This is a genomic window from Lutibacter sp. (genome assembly GCF_041596795.1).
Classification (GTDB): Bacteria; Bacteroidota; Bacteroidia; order Flavobacteriales; family Flavobacteriaceae; genus Lutibacter.
The window spans coordinates 1-19,660 of record NZ_JBFHHX010000012.1 but is presented as its reverse complement, the minus strand read 5'-3'; the positions used below and the strand labels follow the sequence as shown (position 1 = coordinate 19,660).

General features: G+C 29.8%; 18 protein-coding genes. 2 read left to right on the top strand and 16 right to left on the bottom strand.

What is annotated here, in order from left to right:
• Positions 1–2: 2 nt before the first annotated feature.
• The 5 genes from ABY298_RS02845 to mgrA form a co-directional block, all read right to left on the bottom strand.
• Positions 3–1,268: a DEAD/DEAH box helicase gene (locus ABY298_RS02845; protein ID WP_372744488.1), complete on the bottom strand. Its 1,266-nt coding sequence runs from the start codon at positions 1,266–1,268 to the stop codon at positions 3–5.
• A gap of 104 nt (positions 1,269–1,372) precedes the next feature.
• A complete protein-coding gene (locus tag ABY298_RS02840; protein ID WP_372744487.1) occupies positions 1,373–2,929 on the bottom strand; it encodes an NAD(P)/FAD-dependent oxidoreductase in 1,557 nt (518 codons plus the stop codon).
• Between the two features lie 115 nt (positions 2,930–3,044).
• Positions 3,045–4,103, bottom strand: a complete 1,059-nt coding sequence (corA, locus tag ABY298_RS02835) for a magnesium/cobalt transporter CorA (RefSeq protein ID WP_372744486.1) — start codon at positions 4,101–4,103, stop codon at positions 3,045–3,047.
• A 3-nt stretch (positions 4,104–4,106) separates the two neighbouring features.
• Positions 4,107–5,630, bottom strand: a complete 1,524-nt coding sequence (locus ABY298_RS02830) for a GNAT family N-acetyltransferase (protein ID WP_372744485.1) — start codon at positions 5,628–5,630, stop codon at positions 4,107–4,109.
• Positions 5,631–5,758: 128 nt separating this feature from the next.
• Entirely contained in the window at positions 5,759–6,778 is a 1,020-nt protein-coding gene (gene mgrA, locus ABY298_RS02825) for an L-glyceraldehyde 3-phosphate reductase (protein WP_372744484.1), read from the bottom strand.
• 156 nt (positions 6,779–6,934) lie between these two features.
• Here mgrA and ABY298_RS02820 point away from each other — a divergent pair, with 156 nt between their 5' ends.
• Positions 6,935–8,242 carry a voltage-gated chloride channel family protein gene (locus ABY298_RS02820; protein ID WP_372744483.1) on the top strand — a complete coding sequence of 436 codons (1,308 nt, stop codon included), beginning with the start codon at positions 6,935–6,937 and terminating at the stop codon, positions 8,240–8,242.
• A gap of 5 nt (positions 8,243–8,247) precedes the next feature.
• Here the strand turns inward: ABY298_RS02820 and ABY298_RS02815 are convergent, their stop codons facing one another.
• The 4 genes from ABY298_RS02815 to ABY298_RS02800 form a co-directional block, all read right to left on the bottom strand.
• Positions 8,248–8,703 (bottom strand): hypothetical protein, encoded by a 456-nt coding sequence (locus ABY298_RS02815; protein WP_372744482.1) that lies wholly within the window; start codon positions 8,701–8,703, stop codon positions 8,248–8,250.
• An 85-nt stretch (positions 8,704–8,788) separates the two neighbouring features.
• The gene (locus ABY298_RS02810; protein WP_372744481.1) at positions 8,789–9,886 is read right to left on the bottom strand and encodes an alanine racemase; all 1,098 of its coding nucleotides are present in this window, start codon (positions 9,884–9,886) and stop codon (positions 8,789–8,791) included.
• Positions 9,887–9,888: 2 nt separating this feature from the next.
• Positions 9,889–10,332 (bottom strand): GNAT family N-acetyltransferase, encoded by a 444-nt coding sequence (locus ABY298_RS02805; RefSeq protein WP_372744480.1) that lies wholly within the window; start codon positions 10,330–10,332, stop codon positions 9,889–9,891.
• Between the two features lie 207 nt (positions 10,333–10,539).
• The gene (locus ABY298_RS02800) at positions 10,540–12,015 is read right to left on the bottom strand and encodes a potassium/proton antiporter (protein ID WP_372744479.1); all 1,476 of its coding nucleotides are present in this window, start codon (positions 12,013–12,015) and stop codon (positions 10,540–10,542) included.
• A 261-nt stretch (positions 12,016–12,276) separates the two neighbouring features.
• Here ABY298_RS02800 and ABY298_RS02795 point away from each other — a divergent pair, with 261 nt between their 5' ends.
• Positions 12,277–12,873, top strand: a complete 597-nt coding sequence (locus tag ABY298_RS02795; protein WP_372744478.1) for a lactoylglutathione lyase family protein — start codon at positions 12,277–12,279, stop codon at positions 12,871–12,873.
• On the opposite strand, the gene ABY298_RS02790 is transcribed toward ABY298_RS02795, so the two are convergent.
• From ABY298_RS02790 to ABY298_RS02760, 7 genes are all read right to left on the bottom strand, one after another.
• Positions 12,849–13,223 carry a winged helix-turn-helix transcriptional regulator gene (locus ABY298_RS02790; RefSeq protein WP_372744477.1) on the bottom strand — a complete coding sequence of 125 codons (375 nt, stop codon included), beginning with the start codon at positions 13,221–13,223 and terminating at the stop codon, positions 12,849–12,851. The genes ABY298_RS02795 and ABY298_RS02790 overlap by 25 nt on opposite strands.
• Positions 13,224–13,416: 193 nt before the next feature.
• Entirely contained in the window at positions 13,417–13,665 is a 249-nt protein-coding gene (locus ABY298_RS02785) for a hypothetical protein (protein WP_372744476.1), read from the bottom strand.
• A gap of 257 nt (positions 13,666–13,922) precedes the next feature.
• The gene (locus tag ABY298_RS02780) at positions 13,923–15,584 is read right to left on the bottom strand and encodes a SulP family inorganic anion transporter (RefSeq protein WP_372744475.1); all 1,662 of its coding nucleotides are present in this window, start codon (positions 15,582–15,584) and stop codon (positions 13,923–13,925) included.
• Positions 15,585–15,669: 85 nt separating this feature from the next.
• Positions 15,670–16,131 carry a hydrogenase maturation protease gene (locus ABY298_RS02775; RefSeq protein ID WP_372744473.1) on the bottom strand — a complete coding sequence of 154 codons (462 nt, stop codon included), beginning with the start codon at positions 16,129–16,131 and terminating at the stop codon, positions 15,670–15,672.
• Positions 16,115–17,566 (bottom strand): Ni/Fe hydrogenase subunit alpha, encoded by a 1,452-nt coding sequence (locus ABY298_RS02770; protein WP_372744471.1) that lies wholly within the window; start codon positions 17,564–17,566, stop codon positions 16,115–16,117. The genes ABY298_RS02775 and ABY298_RS02770 overlap by 17 nt, the downstream gene beginning before the upstream one ends.
• 19 nt (positions 17,567–17,585) lie before the next feature.
• On the bottom strand, positions 17,586–18,848 hold the full coding sequence (locus ABY298_RS02765; RefSeq protein WP_372744469.1) for a 2Fe-2S iron-sulfur cluster-binding protein: 1,263 nt from the start codon (positions 18,846–18,848) through the stop codon (positions 17,586–17,588).
• A gap of 16 nt (positions 18,849–18,864) precedes the next feature.
• Positions 18,865–19,660 (bottom strand): NADH-ubiquinone oxidoreductase-F iron-sulfur binding region domain-containing protein (locus tag ABY298_RS02760; protein ID WP_372744468.1); only part of this gene is annotated, 796 nt, incomplete at its 5' end.

Below are 19,660 nucleotides of genomic sequence, written 5' to 3'. Positions count from 1 at the left end.
AATTACTGTTGTTGATTATTTTTTGGTTTTCGGTTGTAATTATTATTCTTTCTTCTTACCGATTTTTTTCGAGCATTTTTTGAAGGTTTATGTGGCGTATTTACAGTTTTTTCTGAAGCATTCTCTGCACTACCATCTTCTTTAAACGGATGATCTACAATTTCAATAGTTTGTCCAATTAATTTTTGAATATCTTTTAAAAAAGGTCTTTCATCAGTAGAACAAAAGGATAAGGCAATTCCACTGGCTTTTGCTCTTCCAGTTCTACCAATTCTATGCACATAGGTTTCAGGAATATTTGGCAAGTCGTAATTTACAACCAAAGCTAAATCATCAACATCAATACCTCTGGCAGCAATATCTGTAGCAACCAAAACATAAGTGTCACTATTTTTAAAATTCCCTAATGCTTTCTGACGCGCGTTTTGTGATTTATTTCCGTGAATTGCTTCTGCTTTTATAGATGATTTTGCTAAAAACTTCACAATTTTATCAGCTCCGTGTTTGGTTCTAGAAAATACTAAAGTAGATTGCGGTTCGTTATTTTCTAGTAAATGCAATAATAATTTTGCTTTATTAGGTTTTTCAACAAAAAACAAGGCTTGCTCAACTTTTTCTGCTGTTGCTTGTTCTGGCTTAATGGTAATTTTTTGAGGATTCCCAACAATTGCTCTCGATAATTCAATAATTTCAGGTGGCATTGTTGCAGAAAAGAATAACGATTGTCTTTGAATTGGTAACTTTTTTACAATTTTTTTAATATCGTGTATAAAACCCATATCTAGCATATGATCGGCTTCATCTAACACAAAATATTCAATATCTCTTAATGAAATAAACCCTTGATTCATTAAATCTAATAATCTTCCTGGTGTTGCAACTAAAATATCTACGCCTCTTTTTAATTCTTGCGTTTGAGCTGCTTGTTTTACACCACCAAAAATTACAGTATTTTTTAAACCTGTATATTTTCCGTATTCTGTAAAATTTTCACCAATTTGAATAGCTAACTCACGCGTTGGCGTAATTACTAGGGCTTTTATTTTTCTGTATTTGTTATGTTGTTGTTTATTTAAAAAAACTTGCTGTAAAATAGGTAGTGCAAATGCAGCAGTTTTTCCTGTTCCGGTTTGCGCGCAGCCAAGTAAATCTTGTTTATTTAATAATATTGGAATTGCTTGTTGTTGTATTGGGGTTGGATGTGTATATCCTTTTAATTTAAGAGCTTTTTGTATTGGCTCTATTAATTCTAAATCTTGAAATGTCATGAACTGTTTTTAATTGGCGGCAAAGATAGCCTAATTGTTTGAATATGTGTTATTAATCCTAAATTATTAATAATCAGGACTTTTAATTGGTGCTATAAGAGAAGTTATAAATTTTTAACGGCAGCTTCGGCGCAACGTTCTCCATCCATTGCTGCAGAAATAATTCCACCAGCATAACCACCACCTTCGCCACAAGGATATAATCCTTCAATTTGTGGATGTTGTAATTGTTCGGTTCTTGGAATTTTTACGGGTGATGATGTTCTAGATTCTACACCAATCACATTTGCTTCATTGGTATAATAACCGTGCATTTTTTTTCCGAAAGCCTTAAAACCAGCTCGTAATCTGTCTCCTATTAAATTTGGAAGTAAGTTGTGTAATGGTGCAGAATTTATTCCTGGTTGATAGGAGGTAGGATTTAAACTTTTAGATAATTTACCTTCAACAAAATCTGTTAAACGTTGTCCTGGTGCAGTTTGTGTTCTTCCACCAGCTTCAAAAGCCATTTTTTCTAAATCTTTTTGAAATTCTAATCCTTTTAAAACTCCAAATTTTTCGTAGCTGGCAATATCTTTATCAACATTAATTTCTACCACCATTCCGGAGTTTGCAAATAAATTATTTCTTTTTGAAGGCGACATTCCGTTTACTACAACTTCTCCATTTGCCGTTGCTGCCGGAACAATAAATCCTCCAGGGCACATACAAAATGAATACACACCTCTTTCATTTACTTGTTGTACCAAACTATACGATGCTGCAGGTAATAATTCATCTCTTTTTCCTTTGCAATGATATTGAATAGAATCTATAATTTGTTGAGGATGCTCTACACGAACACCCATAGCAAAAGATTTTGCTACTAATGAAATTTCTTTTTTGTGTAATAAATAATAAATATCGCGCGCGGAATGTCCTGTTGCTAAAATAACAGCATTTACACTTAGTTCTTTATCGTTTAAAAGCTTTAAACCAACTAATTTGTTTTGTTTAATAATAAAGTCGGTAACTCTGCTTTCAAAATGAATTTCGCCACCATATTTTAAAATGGTTTCTCTAATATTTTTTACAACTTTTGGTAATTTATTTGTGCCAATATGTGGATGTGCATCTACTAAAATTTGATCAGTTGCTCCGTGATATACTAAGTTTTCGAAAATTTTACGAACATCGCCGCGTTTTAAGCTACGTGTATATAGTTTTCCATCCGAATAGGTTCCAGCACCACCTTCTCCAAAGCAATAATTAGAGTCTTCATTAACAATATGAAATTGGTTGATTGCACGTAAATCTCTTCTTCTGTCGCGCACATTTTTACCTCTTTCTAGTACAATTGGCTTAAAACCTAGTTCAATACAGCGCAATGCAGCGTACATTCCTGCTGGTCCAAATCCAATAATATGAATTTCTTTTGCGTTAGAAACATCTTTATAATCAAAAATATAATCAGGAGTTTCTGATGGTTTTTCTTGAATATATACAGCAACTTTATAATTAAAGAATATTAATGCTTTACGGGCATCAATAGATTTTCTAAGTACTTTTACAGCAGTAATTTCATTTTTAGAAATACTCAATTGCTCAGCACATTTTTGTACTAAAATACCATCTATTTTTTCTTCTTTAATAGAAACTCTAAGCTGAATGTTTTGAATCATGAATGCAAAAATACTTTATTTTTGGGAAATGCCAATAGTCATTAATAATTAGTAAAAATTAAGAATTAAGAATAATTAAACGATGGTGGAATAGGGCTGAAGGCATTTTTAATTTTTAATACCACTTTTTCTTTTTAAAGTAAAACAGCATTAAAACAAAAATAATTACCATAACTCCCCAAACAGCAAAATAGCCCCATTGTAAATTTAGTTCAGGAATATTTACAAAGTTCATTCCGTAAACTCCGGCAATAAATGTAAGTGGAATAAATATAGATGAAATTACAGTTAATGTTTTCATTACCATATTCATACGGTGGCCTTGTACGGAGAAAAATAGGTTAATGCTACTCTCAAGTCTGGATAGTATTTGGTCGCAAATATCCAATAATGTTAAACTTAAATCTTTTAGTTCAAAATAGTATTTTATATGTTTTTTTTGAATTAAATGAAATTGTTCTCGTTCTACTTTTGAAACTATTTCTTTAATAGGAATAATAGTTTTTTTTATAAAATTAATTTGACGTTTATAACTTTCTATGGTATTTAAAATTTCGGGCGATGGATCACTATTAATATCTATAATTTCAAATTTTTCAACTTCAGCATCAATTCTTTCTAAAGTTTTAAAGTAATTATCTAAAAGAGATTCTAATAAAAGATATAATAAATAATCGGCACCTCGTTCTCTAACAATGCCAATATTTTCTCTTAAACGGTAACGGATATGTTCAAAATAATCACCTTTTTTTTCTTGAAAAGAGATTAGAAAATTAGCACCAATTATAAAACTAAGTTGTTCGTCTTCAATATCGCGCGTTTTTGATGGTAAAATTGATTTTGTGGAGAAAAACCAATAATTATCAAATTCTTGAAATTTTGGACGTTGGTTTACATCTAAAATGTCTTGAATTACTAAATCGTGTATGTTTAATTTTTTACAAAGGTTTGTTATTTTTTCAACATCATGAATTCCGTGCGTATTTAACCAATGTTGGAAATTAGTATCAGAAAATTCTTTGAAATCATTTTCAGAAAAATTAACATCTTCTAAATATTCATCTTTATTGTATTTAAACAATTGAATATTTAAATTATCTGAATGTTTAACTCCTGTAAAAACAGGAGTTAATGGATTCAGTTTTTTTCTATTTAATGATTTCTTTTTTGGCATTTATTAAGGTCTCATTTTTAAACTATACAAGTCAGTTCTTCTATCGTGTAAATTTCGTACGCTACCTTGTTTATTTAATTCACGCAATAAATCAATATCTACATCGGCAATTAAAATCATTTCAGAATTTGGAGTAGCTTCAGCTTTAATTCCGTTTGTTGGGAACGCAAAATCACAAGGTGTAAATACCATAGATTGCGCATATTGAATATCCATATTATGTACTTTTGGCAAGTTTCCAACACTACCAGCAATGGCAACGTAACATTCATTTTCTATGGCCCTTGCTTGTGCACAGTTTCTAACACGCGAATATCCGTTTTGTGTATCTGTTAGAAAAGGTACAAATAAAATATCCATTCCTTCTTCGGCTAGTAAACGTCCTAATTCTGGAAACTCTACATCATAACAAATTAAAATACCAATTTTACCACAGTCGGTATCAAAAGTTCTAATTTCACTTCCGCCTTCCATACCCCAAACTTTAGCTTCATTTGGCGTAATGTGTAATTTTATATAACGTTCAATTGTTCCATCTCTTTTACATAAATAACCAGCATTGTATAATTTGCCATCAATAAATTCTGGCATACTTCCAGTAATAATATTTATGTTGTATGAAATAGCAAATTTTGAAAAAGTTTGTACAATAGGCTCTGTATGTTTTGCTAATTCTCTAATGGCTTCTGGTTCTGTTAAATGGTTGTTTTCTGCCATTAACGGAGCGTTGAAAAACTCTGGGAATAAGGCAAAATCTGAACGATAACCTGATACAGAATCAATAAAAAATTCTGCCTGTTGCAATAATTCTTCTAAATTTTTATAAGAACGCATTTGCCACTGAATTAATCCTAAACGAATAATTTTCTTTTGTGTGGCGGCTTCTTTAGATTCTTCTTCGTAATAAATATTATCCCATTCTAATAAGACAGCATAATCATTAGAAGCTTCATCGCCTTCTAAATAACTTTTTAAAATACGAGCAGGGTGGAAGTCGTTAGAAATTTGAAAGTTAAATACAGGATCGTGAATTTCTTTCTTTCTTACTTTATCTATATATTCTTTTGGTGTTAAAGATTCAGCATATTTATGATAATTTGGAATTCTACCACCAAAAGCAACACCTTTTAAATTTAATTTTTCACATAAATCTTTACGGTAATCATATAATCTTCTGCCTAAACGTAATCCTCTATATTCGGGTTTTATAAACACATCTATACCGTATAACATGTCTCCAGCATCAGTATGCGTATTAAATGTAAAATCTCCAGTAATTTCTTGATAAGTGTGATGTTTGCTTATTTTGCTATAATCAACAATAATAGACAAAGCACAACCTGCAATTTGATTGTTTACTTTTATAACTACTTGTCCTTCAGGGAATCTGCTTATTAAAGCGTCTATTTGATGCTCTCTCCAATAAGAGTTAGGCATTGTTGTATAGGATTCGATCATTGCTTTTTTTAGTTCTTGATAATCATCTTGAGTTAAAAAAGCAAGTTCAATATTTTCAATTTTTTTCATTTAGGAAGTAAATTTTTTATTTTATTTAATATAAATATTAATTTATTTTATTTTTTCGATTCTTATCAAAATTAGCAAAAAATATGACTACTTTTTTTTTGAAGAAGAATTAAGTTTTTAAGTAAAAGCTACAATTTTAAAATAGCTTCAATATTAGTTAAAGTTTCCGAGTTAAATTGTAAATTATCTAAAGCTTTTAAACTATCTAATAGTTGTTCTGGTCTGCTTGCTCCAACTAAAATAGAAGTAATTCTAGTATCTTTTAATAACCAAGCAATAGCCATTTGTGCTAGTGTTTGATCTCTTGTAACTGCAATTTCATTTAATTTACGAACTTTATTAAGTGTAGCTTCGTTTAATTGCGAAGTTTGTAAATAGCGTCCATCTTTTACAGCTCTTGAATCTTCTGGAAAACCATTTAAATATTTACTAGTAAGTATTCCTTGTTTTAAAGGAGAATAGGCAATGGCTCCAACACCTTCATTACCTAAAACATCTAATAAACCATCTTCAACCCAACGATCCATCATATTATATCTTGGTTGATGAATTAAGCAAGGTGTTCCTAATTGTTTTAAAATTTTGATAGCTTCAGCAGCTTCTTCTGCTTGATAATTTGAAATACCAACATACAAAGCTTTTCCTTGTCGCACAATATGATCTAAAGCCATCATTGTTTCTTCTAAAGGTGTATCTGGATCTGGACGGTGATGATAAAAAATATCTACATATTCCAATCCCATTCTTTTTAAACTTTGATCTAAACTGGCAATTAAATATTTGCGAGAACCTAAGTTTCCATAAGGTCCTGGCCACATATCGTAACCTGCTTTTGATGAGATGATTAACTCGTCTCTAAAAGGTTTAAAATCTCGGTTAAAAATTGTTCCAAAGGTATTTTCGGCAGCACCGTATGGTGGTCCGTAATTATTAGCCAAATCAAAATGTGTAATACCATTATCAAAAGCACATTTTAAAATGTTTCTAGAATTTTCAAAATTGTCTGTAAAGCCAAAATTATGCCATAAACCTAATGAAATTGCGGGTAATAATAAACCACTTTTTCCAGTTCGGTTATACTTCATTTTGTTATATCTGCTAGTGCTAGGTTCGTATATTTTTTCGCTGGGAACGTTAAAATCATTCATAATTATAAAGTATATTTAAGAACAAAGTTAGTTATTAATTGGTAATTGGCGTAAAAAGAATTTTTATTAATGATTTTAAGTTAAATTTGAAGAAAATTTGGCAATAATCTTATTTTAATGATGGTTGCTTTTGTAAAATATTAGGTTTACAACTTTATGAGTATTAAAAAAATTAAAGACTTTATTTTATCAATAGAACAGGTTCCAACCTTTTTGTATCTTTTTAAATGGATTTTTATTTGTTTGCTTTTAGGGATTATTACTGGAAGTGTTTCTGCTTTTTTTCTATTAAGTTTAGATTGGGTTACAAATTGGAGAGAATCACATTTATGGATTATTGCATTATTGCCACTTGGTGGTTTTATAATTGGTTTATCGTACCATTATTATGGAAATAGTGTTGTAAAAGGAAATAATTTATTGCTTGAAGAATTTCATTCGCCTAAAAAAATAATTCCGTTTAGAATGGCTCCTTTGGTATTATTTGGAACTATTTTAACACATTTTTTTGGTGGTTCTGCAGGACGAGAAGGAACAGCAGTACAAATTGGTGGTGCCATTGCAGATAGATTTACAAAAATTTTAAATCTATCAAAAAGAGATCGACAAATTATTTTAATTTGTGGTATTAGTGCAGGTTTTGCTTCGGTTTTTGGAACACCATTAGCTGGCGGAATTTTTGCATTAGAAGTATTAATTTTAGGTAGAATTAGGTTAGATGCTATTATTCCTAGTTTTATGGCTGCTGTTTTTGCCAATTATTTTTGCGAATTTTGGAATGTTTCTCATACACATTATCATATTGATATTGTTCCTGAAATGAATCCAATTAACCTTTTGTATGCACTTTTAGCTGGAGTTATTTTTGGACTTGTTGCTATGCTATTTTCTAAAACAACTCATTTTTGGAGTAATTTATTTAATAAAAAAATTAAATATCCGCCTTTAAGACCAGTAATTGGAGGTGTAATATTAGCTGTAATTATTTATTTTATGGGCACTACAAAATATATAGGACTTGGAATTCCAACCATTGTAGCTGCTTTTACGGAGAATTTAAATTCGTATGATTTTATTTTAAAGTTATTATTTACATCGTTTACTTTGGGAGCTGGGTTTAAAGGTGGTGAAGTAACTCCGTTATTTTATATTGGTGCCGCTTTAGGAAATATACTAATTTGGTTTATTCCGTTGCCAATGGGTTTATTAGCAGGAATGGGTTTTGTTGCAGTTTTTGCTGGCGCTACTAATACACCAATAGCATGTACTATAATGGGAATTGAATTATTTGGTATTGAAGCAGGTGTTTTTATTGCTTTGGCTTGTAGTACAGCTTATTTGTTTTCTGGACATACAGGTGTTTATTCTTCGCAAATTATTGGTAGTCCGAAGAACGATAAATTTATGAAAGAAAAAGGTTTACAACTTTCTGATATTAAAAATAGAAGAAAAAAAGAATCTTAGATTTATTAATCAATTAAAATTTGATAGATGTCAGATTGATTATTGTGTTGATATTCTGCATTTTCAATTCTAATTTGGTTAAATTTTGTAAAGGAACAACAGTTTTCATATAATCTTGAGGCGTCTACATATAATTTAAAAATTTCATCATCGTTAATTTTAAGTACATACTCAATTGTTTCTGTTTTCCATCCTATTGAATTTAGCTGAATAATATTGTAATTATTTTCATCAATAAAAGTATATTCTATTAAAGAATTATCAGCAGTATTTATTAGTTGAATTTCGGTTTTGTTATATGTTCCGTTTGTAAATAAATTTTCTTTGGATGTTTTATCAACTAATTCAAAAAGGAATGCGTTTGGAGGTGTAAAGCACAATATATCTTCACAGTCGTTATTTTTACAACTTTGAGTACTGAAAAAACCAACAAGTATTAAAATAAATGCAATTTTTTTCATCAGAAATAATTTTCTAATTATAATTATAAAGTTACTAAAGTATTAATTATCAACAGTATAAAATATGTAGTGCTAATTGTTTTTTTTATTTAAATTGTTTATCTATAAATTTAGAATTTAGCAGTCGAGCTACCGCCATATAGTTTGGTTTAAAAATTATTTCATCTCCAATGCTGTATTTTTTCTTTCCATCTTTTGTTTTATTCATTCCAATATCTACTACTAGCATATCAGAGGTAATTCCTACAAAAGATAGATCTTTATCAATGGCTTCAATATTTTCTTTATCAACATCCAGCATTCCAAAGTCTAAAATTGCTTTAACAGATGTTTCTTTGCTGTCTTCTTCATTAAAATCTATTGTGTGGCCAATGTTAGCATCACTAATAATTCCTTCGGGTACAATTTTTTTTTCTTCTAACTCTATAATATTTGCTGAAAATTCAAAAGTATCTGTAAAAAGTTCTTTAAACGGTTTGTTATCTAAAGGACTTACTCCAAAAAATGCGGCTTCTCCAATTCTAAAATGATTGATATCTTCTGGAATCATTTGTTGCTCAATTAGAGGAAGAGTAATAGATGTTCCGCCTGAAATATATTTTAAATTTTTATTGAATTTGGCTGAAATTAATTGTTTGTAAAGCGATAGTTGCAATAGCTTATCGTAACTAGGTTCCACGCCGTACATACAACCTAAATTTGAGCCAATACCAATAACTTCAATATTAGATAATTTAAATACCTTTTCATAAAAGCTCATAATATCATCGCGTTTTACACCTTCGCGCAATTCACCCAATTCAATCATAATAATTATTTGGTGTGTTTTACCTACTTTTTTTGCAGCTTCATTTAATGAAAGTATGGTACTTAAAGAAGTGTTTAAAGAAATATCGGCATATTTTATAACTTCATCTGCATAAATTTTAGCTGGAGGTTTAATGTAAATGGTTTTCATTTGTGGATTCACTTCTTTTAAGTTTTTTAAGCTTGTTAAACGCGAATCACCAACTGAGCTAATTTTGTCTATAATATCATCTGTTAAAATGTTCTTTAGAAAATCTTTATCTCCAGAAAAAACTTTTGTAATTAAACTCCAATGAATATTATGTTTATCAAAATAGTTGCTTAAATACTTAATATTGTTTTTTATTTTTTCTGTTTGTATTATTAGTTTAGCCATTTTTATTTTTTCAATCTCATTTCTAAATACGGATTTGTAAATCCTAGTTTTTCATAAAGAATTTTAGCCGGATTGTTGGCTTCTACGTGCAACGCAATATCTCCTTTAGAATGTTCTATTATTTTGGTCATTAATTTTTTTCCTAAACCTTCGCCTCTAAATTTTTTGTTTACGGCAATATATACCAAAATATTTTCGGGAATATAACCGCCCATTCCAGTTTGGTTTATAACAGCAGCTCCTTTTATTATGTTATCTTCATTTTTTATTACTATGGTAAAACCACCAAAAGAGGTGAAATTTTTTAACGAATAGTCTATGGCTTTTTCTATTTGGTTTTTTGGGTCTCCGTATTGTTCAAGATTGCTGAAAAGAAATTCAACAATTTCCATCTTTTCTGATGAATTTGGTTTGTTATTTGGATGAAAAATTATTGTTTGTAACATATTAATTATATTGTTTAGTACATAATAATAAATTTTATTACACTACCTAGTAATTTATCCGTTTTTTATTAATTAAATTTAAGGTTTTATAGGAAATGTATTACTTAAAAAAGGAGAAAATTTAGATTGCAAAAAAAAAATACTTAAAACATAGTTGGTTTAAGCATTTTTTTAGGTGATTTTTTTAACTTTTTATGCTGTACTTTTTTAAACAACATTTATTGGTTTGTACAAACATTCATTTACTTTTGCATAGTCTTCACTGCTATCTGCAAGCACCATTAAAGTATCATTTACTTTAATTTCTGTAGTACCACCAGGACGAATATATTCGTTATTGCGTTTTATCATTACAATAAATGCTGATTTTGGAAAATTTAGATCAACTATTCGTTTATTAACAGAAAAGAAGTTAGGTAAAATATCAAATTCTTGTAAAGAAGATTTTGGCATATCTAACAGGAATTTGTCTATTTCAGTAACCTTTTTCACTTTTTCTGGAAGCGCTACTTTTAATAATTTTGCAAAAATTGATAATGTTGTTCCTTGAATTAAAATAGAAGTAACCGATATAAAAAATACAATATTAAAAATCATATTAGCTTTATCAATTCCTGCCAAAAGGGGATAAGTAGCAAATACAATTGGTACCGCTCCGCGTAATCCTACCCAAGAAATATAAAGACGCCTTCTTAGTTTCATTTTAAAAAACAGCAAACTAAGCAATACACTTACTGGGCGTGCAACCAAAATTAAAAATAATGAAATTAACAATCCAACACCTATATATGGAACTATTTGAGACGGAAAAACAAGCAACCCTAAAGTAAGGAAAAGTACAATTTGCATTAACCAAGCCAACCCATCAAACATTTTTAAAATAGTTTTTTTGTGAATTAAATCTTGATTTCCAAGGTATACAGCACAAATATAGATTGCTAAAAAGCCATTTCCACCAATAAAATCTGTTGCAGAGAATGTGATAAACATTAAGGCAATAGATAATACAGGATACAAGCCTTCAAAGTCTAATTTTATTTTGTTAATTATAAATTTACTAAGAACCCCAAATCCAAAACCTGCAATTCCGCCTAAAATCATTTGTTGGAAAAATAGTGGAATAATAGAATAAATACTTTTGTCTTGGTTTATTACTAAGGTTAAAAAAGCAATAGTTAGTACGTACGCCATTGGATCGTTACTTCCGCTCTCTAATTCTAATGTTGGTCTTAAATTTGTTTTAAGAGCAAGGCTTTTTGAACGTAAAATAGAAAATACGGCTGCTGCGTCTGTAGAAGAAACAATAGAACCTAAAAGCATACTTTCGTAAATAGTAAAATCGGTAATGTAATATACAAACGTTCCAAGTGAAAGAGCTGTTAGTAAAACACCTAAAGTAGATAACACAAGTCCTTCTTTTAAAACAGGTTTTATAGAATTCCAATTGGTATCAAGTCCACCTGAAAATAATATAAAGTTAAGTGATATAATTCCAATAAGTTGTGCAATTTTAGGATCATCAAAATGGATTCCTCCAATACCATCCGATCCAGCCAACATTCCAATTGCTAAAAATAATATTAATGTAGGAACACCAAATTTATACGACGTTTTACCTGCTATTACGCTTATAAAAAGTAAGAGAGAGCCAACTAGTAGTATGTTTTCAATGGTTATATTCATTTTTTTACTTTTTCATTTCAGGTAAAAATACTATTTCTTAATTAGTAAGCTATAAAAAGTTTATCTAATTTTTTACCAACGTATTTTAAAGTGTTTAGTATCAATGAATAGATGAAATTCAAAAAAAAATATTTTTTTTTCGTTTTCTAAAGCCTTAGAAATCTTAATAATACACATTTGTGTAACAAGGTATCGTTCACGTAACTTATTGTTTTATATTTATTTAAGTTTTTTATTTGCATTAAATTTAAAATAAAGAATATGAACAAAATGTATGTTTTAGTTGTTTTAGCTTTTATGCTTACAACTTTAGGTTATTCACAAAAGAATAGTACTGAACCTAATTTAAATGAAATTGTAAAACCATATCCAAAGACTTTTTCTCATATCGGAATCACGGTTCCAAACATTGAAGAAGCGGTAAAGTTTTATACCGAAGTAATGGGGTTTTATGTAATTATGGAACCAACGGTTATTAAAGAAGAGAATGAAACTGCCATTGGTAAAATGTGTATTGATGTTTTTGGTGAAGGATGGAAAACATTTAAAATTGCACATTTAGCAACAGGAGATAAAATAGGCTTTGAGTTATTTGAATTTCCAGTAAGTAAAGATTTAAAACCAACTTTTGAACCTTTTAGAACAGGATTGTTTCATTTTTCGGTACAAGACCCAGATGTGGAAGGACTTGTTGAGAAAATTGTTGCAGCAGGAGGTAAGCAAAGAATGCCAATAAGAGAATATTATCCAGGAGAAAAACCATTCCGTATGTGTTATGTTGAAGATCCTTTTGGAACTGTTTTTGAGATATATTCTCACTCTTACGAACTTAATTATTCAGCAGGAGCATATAAATAATGCTCCAGAGCAAAATCTTTTCCCCATTTATCTAATTCAAGGATAATGGGGATAAGTGATTTTCCTTCTTTTGTTAATTCATATTCTACTCTTGGTGGTGTTTCAGGATATACAATTCGCTTTATAAGTTTGTCTTTTTCTAATGCTCTAATAGAATATGTAAACATTCTGTTTGAGATATCAGAAATACTTTTTTGCAATTCACCTGATCTTTGGGCGCCATCTTTAAGATGAAACAAAATAAGACTTTTATATTTATCACCAATTAAATGTAGGGTAAATGCCAAAGTACATTTAAACTCTTTAAGGTTATACTTTATAGTTTCTTTATGGGTGTGGTTATTATTCATTGCTTTGTTGTATTAAGGTGTTCTACTGTAAAATAGGAGATTTTTTGATGAGTACCAAATTAGGTTATTTGATTGTTGATGGCGATAATGATGAAATTTCAAAAATCTACCTTAACAATTTTACAAATTAGGTTGATCCTTTTTTTGGTTTAAAAGCAAATAAAATTTTATAGGAATATTAAAAAAAAAGATTTTACTTTCTTTCTGTTGATTTTCGGGTAATCACAAAATAAATGACATAAAACCAACTAAATATACCATGTAAAAAAGCAAGTAAAACAGATTTGTTTCTTTCCCACGATACAACAACAGCCAATACACTTCCTAATCCTATTCCACTTCTTATTGCCGTATTTCTAATTCCATAATCGCCATTCTGTTGACTAAAACATTCAATTGAAGTTATTAAAAATAACAATATAATTAAGGTAGTTCTTTTCATATTTTATTCATTTTAGCGGTTGTAAATACTATTGTTATTTTTTTGCAATCCACTATTTTAGGTTCGCAATTTTAAATTTGAAATTATAATTTAAATGTAATTATAAATTTTATATGTTGTTAGTTAAAATTAGTTACCTAGGCTATATTTTTAACTTTAAATATTTAGCAACTTATTATCAGCTTTCTCAAGGTATAACAGTCATTTTTATCTAATAATTTACAATGGTTCGAGTTTTAGTTATGTAATAAAAAATGTTAAATTAAATTACTTAAATAGTTTTTGGCTTTTGAAATAGCAACGTTTATATCGCTAACAATATATTTTCTGTCAATACAACTATACATATCGTTTTTTCTTAAACTTTTTCTTAGGTCTGGGCTAATACCTGAAAGTATGATTAAAATTCCTTCAGAATTAAATATTTTAATAATTTCCTTTAAACTTTGAAAGCCTGTGGCATCAATCATTGGAACATAGCGCATTCTTAAAATAATTATTTTGCAATCTTTTTTATGATTTGTAATTGTTTCTTGAAATTGACGTGCAGCTCCAAAAAATAGCGGACCATTTATTTCAAACAGAATAATTTCACTCGGTAGTTTGGAGAGTTCTTCATCAAATAAGTTTTCTTTTTCTTTTAGTTCAGAAGTTATGTTTTTAACATGTACAGATTCACTCATTCGTTTCATAAACATAAAACTAGCCAAAACAATTCCAATTTCAATAGCAATTATTAAATCGAAAATAACGGTTAAAAAGAAAGTGGTAAGTAAAATTATAATATCACTTCGGTTTCCTTTTAAAATAGATTTAAATTGTCGCCATTCACTCATATGATAAGCAACTACTACTAAAATTCCAGCCAAACAAGCCATTGGAATTAATTTTGCATATGGAGCAAATAATAGCATAATAGCAAGTAAAACAAATCCGTGAATTATGCCAGCTAAAGGAGTTCTTCCGCCGTTTTTAACATTTGTAGCGGTTCTTGCAATAGCTCCAGTTGCAGGAATACCACCAAATAAAGCAGAAATAACATTAGCGGATCCTTGGGCAATTAATTCCATATTTGATCGGTGTTTTCCGCCAATCATAGAGTCTGAAACAACAGCAGATAGTAACGATTCTATGCTTCCTAAAATAGCAATTGCAAATGCAGGTTGTATTAAGGCTTGAATTGTGGAAAAATCTACTAGAGGTAATGATGGTAAACTAAATGTATTAGGAATTTCACCAAAGTTACTTTCAATAGTATCTACAGGTAAATTAAAATATTTAACAGCTATAGTTGCAATAACTATGGCAACAATTGAACCTGGAATTTTTTTAAAAAGTTTTTGAAAGTAAATTGCTATTAAAATTGTACATGTTGCAATTAAAACAGCGTACCAATTTAATTTATTAAAACTATTAAAATAAACAATCCATTTTTCAATAAAATTTGCAGGAAGATTTGCTATATGTAACCCTAAAAAATCATTGATTTGTGATGAGAAAATAATTAATGCAATTCCACTGGTAAAACCAACTACTAGCGAATAAGGAATAAATTTTAAGTAGTTTCCTAAGCGTAAAACTCCCATGGCAATAATTATAAAACCAGCCATAAAGGTGGCAATTGTTAATCCGTTAATGCCAAATTCTTGAACAATACCATAAACAATAACAATAAAAGCACCTGTTGGACCACCAATTTGAACTCTACTTCCTCCAAAAGTAGCTATAATTATTCCTGCAATTATAGCGGTTATAATTCCTTTTTCTGGAGAAACACCAGAAGCAATAGCAAAGGCAATAGCTAAAGGTAATGCAACTATACCAACTATAATTCCAGACAAAATGTCTTTAGTAATTGTTTCTTTATTAATTCCTTCTTTAATTAAAGAAAATAATTTGGGTGTAAATTCTTTTTGCATGTAATAGTTTCTAAAAGTAGTATTTAGAGTTTAAACTAACATTAAATGTATAGGTGTAAAGCGTATATAAAATTAAAATATTTTATTAAGAATGATACTTTTTGGTAGATAAATTTTTAATAAAACTATAATAAGCGCTTAATAAGTTTTCTGAAGCTTTTTTAGATAAACCAATTTCAAAATCCCATTGATAGCCATCTATTTTTATAACAAAAGCTTTTGGTTTTTTTTGATAAATTGTTTCGCACAAATTTAATATTTGATTTGGAGGAACAGCATGTGTAGAAAAGGCAACTTTTTCTGAAGGATAAATACGCTCTATTAAAAATCCATTGGCATGATTGGTTTTGTTTGCATCTACAAAAATTACGGTTTCATACTCACCAATTAACTCGGCATCTTCTACCATTAATTGGTATTTGTACAGTAAATTTTCATCGTTGTATCCATCTTTTGCTAGTTTATCTAAAAAACACCAGCCAAGACCATCGTCTTGGCGTGTGTTATTTCCTATTCCAATAATTAGTGTTTTATCTAATTTTTTCATCTAATAAATTTCCATTAGTGTCTTCTAGCTGAACAATTAAAGGCATTTCTCCCAATGCGTGTGTGGCGCAACTTAAACAAGGATCGTAAGCTCTAATGGCCATTTCAATTTGATTTAACATTGGTTCTGTAATTTCAGGTTTATCATTTAAAATCTCTTGAGCAACCACTCTAACACCTCGGTTCATAGCATCATTATTATGTGTTGTAGATACTATTAAATTACATTTAGTAATTAATCCTTTATCATCTGTATGATATTCATGAATTAAAGTTCCTCTTGGTGCTTCAATAATTCCAATTCCTTTATTTCTAGGTGTTCCTTTTCGCACTAAATCAGTTCCTAATAACTCATCATCATGCAATAAAATTTTTATAAGTTCTGCACAATGCAACATTTCTATTAAACGTGCCCAATGCGTATGCATAGTCATATTATTAGGTTTATTTTGTGTGTATGCTTTAAAAATTTGTCGTTCAATTTCAGCTAAAGGAGTGCTAATATGTGAACATGTATTTAATCGAGCTAGTGGACCAACTCTGTTCCAACCTTTTTCTCTTCCGTATTTAGTCATATATGGAAATTTTAAGTAGGACCAAGGTTCAACAGCTTCTTTAAAATGGTAACGATATTCAATATCTTCAATATTTAATAGTTCTTTTCCTTCAAAATCTACAGAACGTAATCTACCATCATACAATTCTAAAGCGCCAGTTTCTTGATGTACTAATCCTAAATGGTTTGATGGATATTCAGCAAAATTATCAATCCATTTTGCATTTTCTGCATGATAATTTTTCATAAAGTTGATTATTTCTTTCGACCATTCAATCATTGTATCAATAGTAGGAATTTGAATTCCATCTAAAAAATATTGACGTTCTTCTTTGGTAAATGTTTTATGAACACCACCTGGAACTGCTAAAATTCCGTGAATTTTTTTACCAGCCAAGGCTTTAATTATTTCTTGCCCAAACTTTCGCATTAAAATTCCTTTTTTTGCTAATTCTTGATTTTCAGCAGCAACGGCAACAATATTTCTTTTTTCAGCTGGAGCGTTTATTCCAAATAAAATATCGGGTGATGCTAAATAAAAAAAGTGTAGTGAATGCGATTGGAAAACTTGTCCGTAATGTAATAATTTTCGCAATTTGGTTGCTGTTGGCGATAAATTTTCGGGATCAACCCCTACTAATTGATCTATGGCTTTTGCTGCAGCAATATGATGGCTAACAGGACAAATTCCACATAAACGTTGTACTAAAACCGGAGCTTCCCAATAAGGGTGACCTTGAATAAATTTTTCGAAACCTCTAAATTCTACAATGTGTAAAAAAGCATCTTCAACTTTACCTTGTTCATTTATTTTAATGGTTACTTTTCCGTGGCCTTCTACTCTGGTTACAGGTTCTATAACTATTTTTTTGCTATTCATTTTTCTGATGTTTTAAGGTTTAGTCATATTTAAATTCAGGATATGCAATAGAATATTCCTCTTCAAAAAGAATATGTTTTACAACACTCCAAATATGATTTGCATTAGGAGGACACCCCGGAATGTGGTAATCTATTTTTACAACTTCATGGTTGGAATAAACTTTGTTTAATATTTTAGGAATGTCTTCATGGTTAGGAATTATGGAGGCTCCTTCTTCGCTTGTCATAGAATCTAAATAAGATTCTCTTAGGCATTCTTCTAAAGGAACTGTGTTTCTAATTGCAGGTAAACCACCCCAAATAGCACATTCTCCAACTGATACTAAAATATCGCAATGTTTACGGAATTCTCTTAACACTTCAATATTATTTGTATTACAACAACCTCCTTCAATTAAGCCAATATCACAGTGTTCAGTAAAGTTTTTAATATCTGTTAAAGGAGATTTGTTAAATTCTACAACTTCTAATAAATCTAACAAACCTAAATCAATATCTAGCATAGACATATGGCAACCAAAGCAACCAGCAAGTGATGTTGTGGCTATTCTTTTTTTCTTATTGGTTGTTGTATGTTTTTTTATGGCATTTAAATTAAATGTTTGCCCAGCTTTGCCTAAATCAAATTTACGATCGCCAAAAGGTTTACTAAATGTTTTTCCTTTTACTAAAATAGCGCCTGTTGGGCAAATTTGCATGGCAAGTTCTGCTTGTGTTTCTGAAAGTTTAGATTCTTGCTCGTAATCTATAGAAACAAGGGTTTGGTTACCTCTGTTGGTGAAACTAAAAACGCTATAACCATCGTTAGTTTTAACTTCTTCTATGCAGCGTTTGCATCTAATACAACGATTTTGGTTGATAACAATTCGTTCTGGTCTGGCATCTACTATTCTATCAACAAATAAATGTGGAAAACGTGTATATCTAATACCTGTTTCATAACCTAAATTTTGCATTTGACAATCTCCGCTTTTTTCACAAGATGGACAAAAATGGTTTCCTTCAACAAACATCATTTCTAAAATGGCTTTTCTTGTATCTAATAATTGAGTAGTGTTTACTTCAATATCCATACCTTCTTCTAAGGTAACTGTACAACCTGCTATTGGCTTACCATTTAAATTTACTGTACAAACCCTACAACTTCCTAATGGATTTAAATGTTTAAAATGACATAAAGTTGGTATAAAAATTCCATTTTGTTTAGCAGCTTCAATTAAATTTTGGCCTTTTTCTGCTGTACAATTTCTACCGTCTAATTTAAAAGATATTTTTTCCATTTTTATTTTGTTTAAACTAAAATTGAGTGTCTTTTATTAAACTGTCAAATTCATATATGGCGTTTTCCATATCAAATTCAACATGCTTATTTTCGTTATTGGGAGCTATTTTTATATTAAAATAATCTTTAAACTTTTCTGTAGCCATCATTAAAGTATTTGGAGAAGATTTCCCTAAGCCACATCTGCTTGATAATTTTATAATTTGCCCCCAATGTTTTATTTCATTTAAATCTTCTTCACCACAAAGTCCGCGTTGTATTTTCTTTACTTTTTCGGTTAAAATATAATTTCCAGCTCTACAAGGAGTGCAAACGCCACAAGATTCTTCTTTAAAAAACTCCATAAAGTTTCTTAAAATTTGAAGAATATCTCTATTTCTATTAAAAACCATAAATGATCCTCCGCATAAAATATCTTCTTTACAAATGCGCCTGTCAAATTCAGTATTATTTAAGCATTGGCCTGATGGACCGCTAACTTGAATTAAGTATGGAGAAGTTGCTTGGCACATATCTATACTTATTAAATCTCTTATGGAAGTTCCATATTCTATTTCGTAAATTCCGGGTTTGGCAACATCACCAGAGATACTTATTAATTTTGTTCCTGGAGATTCTGAGGTTCCAATGGTTAAAAAATAATCTTCACCAAATTCAATAATTCTTGAAGCGTACGCTAGTGATTCAACATTATTAACAACGGTTGGTTTGTGTTTAAAGCCGTGTTTTGTTGCAGACCAAGTTCTAACTGGCGGTTCTCCGCGTCTTCCTTCTAAAGATTCTATTAAAGCTGATGCTGATCCACAAACA

What these genes read in the sequence shown, in the direction of transcription:
- ABY298_RS02845 (WP_372744488.1), bottom strand. Translation starts at nt 1,268, where the DNA reads ATGACATTTCAAGATTTAGAATTAATAGAGCCAATACAAAAAGCTCTT.
- ABY298_RS02840 (WP_372744487.1), bottom strand. Translation starts at nt 2,929, where the DNA reads ATGATTCAAAACATTCAGCTTAGAGTTTCTATTAAAGAAGAAAAAATA.
- corA (WP_372744486.1), bottom strand. Translation starts at nt 4,103, where the DNA reads ATGCCAAAAAAGAAATCATTAAATAGAAAAAAACTGAATCCATTAACT.
- ABY298_RS02830 (WP_372744485.1), bottom strand. Translation starts at nt 5,630, where the DNA reads ATGAAAAAAATTGAAAATATTGAACTTGCTTTTTTAACTCAAGATGAT.
- mgrA (WP_372744484.1), bottom strand. Translation starts at nt 6,778, where the DNA reads ATGAATGATTTTAACGTTCCCAGCGAAAAAATATACGAACCTAGCACT.
- ABY298_RS02820 (WP_372744483.1), top strand. Translation starts at nt 6,935, where the DNA reads ATGAGTATTAAAAAAATTAAAGACTTTATTTTATCAATAGAACAGGTT.
- ABY298_RS02815 (WP_372744482.1), bottom strand. Translation starts at nt 8,703, where the DNA reads ATGAAAAAAATTGCATTTATTTTAATACTTGTTGGTTTTTTCAGTACT.
- ABY298_RS02810 (WP_372744481.1), bottom strand. Translation starts at nt 9,886, where the DNA reads ATGGCTAAACTAATAATACAAACAGAAAAAATAAAAAACAATATTAAG.
- ABY298_RS02805 (WP_372744480.1), bottom strand. Translation starts at nt 10,332, where the DNA reads ATGTTACAAACAATAATTTTTCATCCAAATAACAAACCAAATTCATCA.
- ABY298_RS02800 (WP_372744479.1), bottom strand. Translation starts at nt 12,015, where the DNA reads ATGAATATAACCATTGAAAACATACTACTAGTTGGCTCTCTCTTACTT.
- ABY298_RS02795 (WP_372744478.1), top strand. Translation starts at nt 12,277, where the DNA reads ATGAACAAAATGTATGTTTTAGTTGTTTTAGCTTTTATGCTTACAACT.
- ABY298_RS02790 (WP_372744477.1), bottom strand. Translation starts at nt 13,223, where the DNA reads ATGAATAATAACCACACCCATAAAGAAACTATAAAGTATAACCTTAAA.
- ABY298_RS02785 (WP_372744476.1), bottom strand. Translation starts at nt 13,665, where the DNA reads ATGAAAAGAACTACCTTAATTATATTGTTATTTTTAATAACTTCAATT.
- ABY298_RS02780 (WP_372744475.1), bottom strand. Translation starts at nt 15,584, where the DNA reads ATGCAAAAAGAATTTACACCCAAATTATTTTCTTTAATTAAAGAAGGA.
- ABY298_RS02775 (WP_372744473.1), bottom strand. Translation starts at nt 16,131, where the DNA reads ATGAAAAAATTAGATAAAACACTAATTATTGGAATAGGAAATAACACA.
- ABY298_RS02770 (WP_372744471.1), bottom strand. Translation starts at nt 17,566, where the DNA reads ATGAATAGCAAAAAAATAGTTATAGAACCTGTAACCAGAGTAGAAGGC.
- ABY298_RS02765 (WP_372744469.1), bottom strand. Translation starts at nt 18,848, where the DNA reads ATGGAAAAAATATCTTTTAAATTAGACGGTAGAAATTGTACAGCAGAA.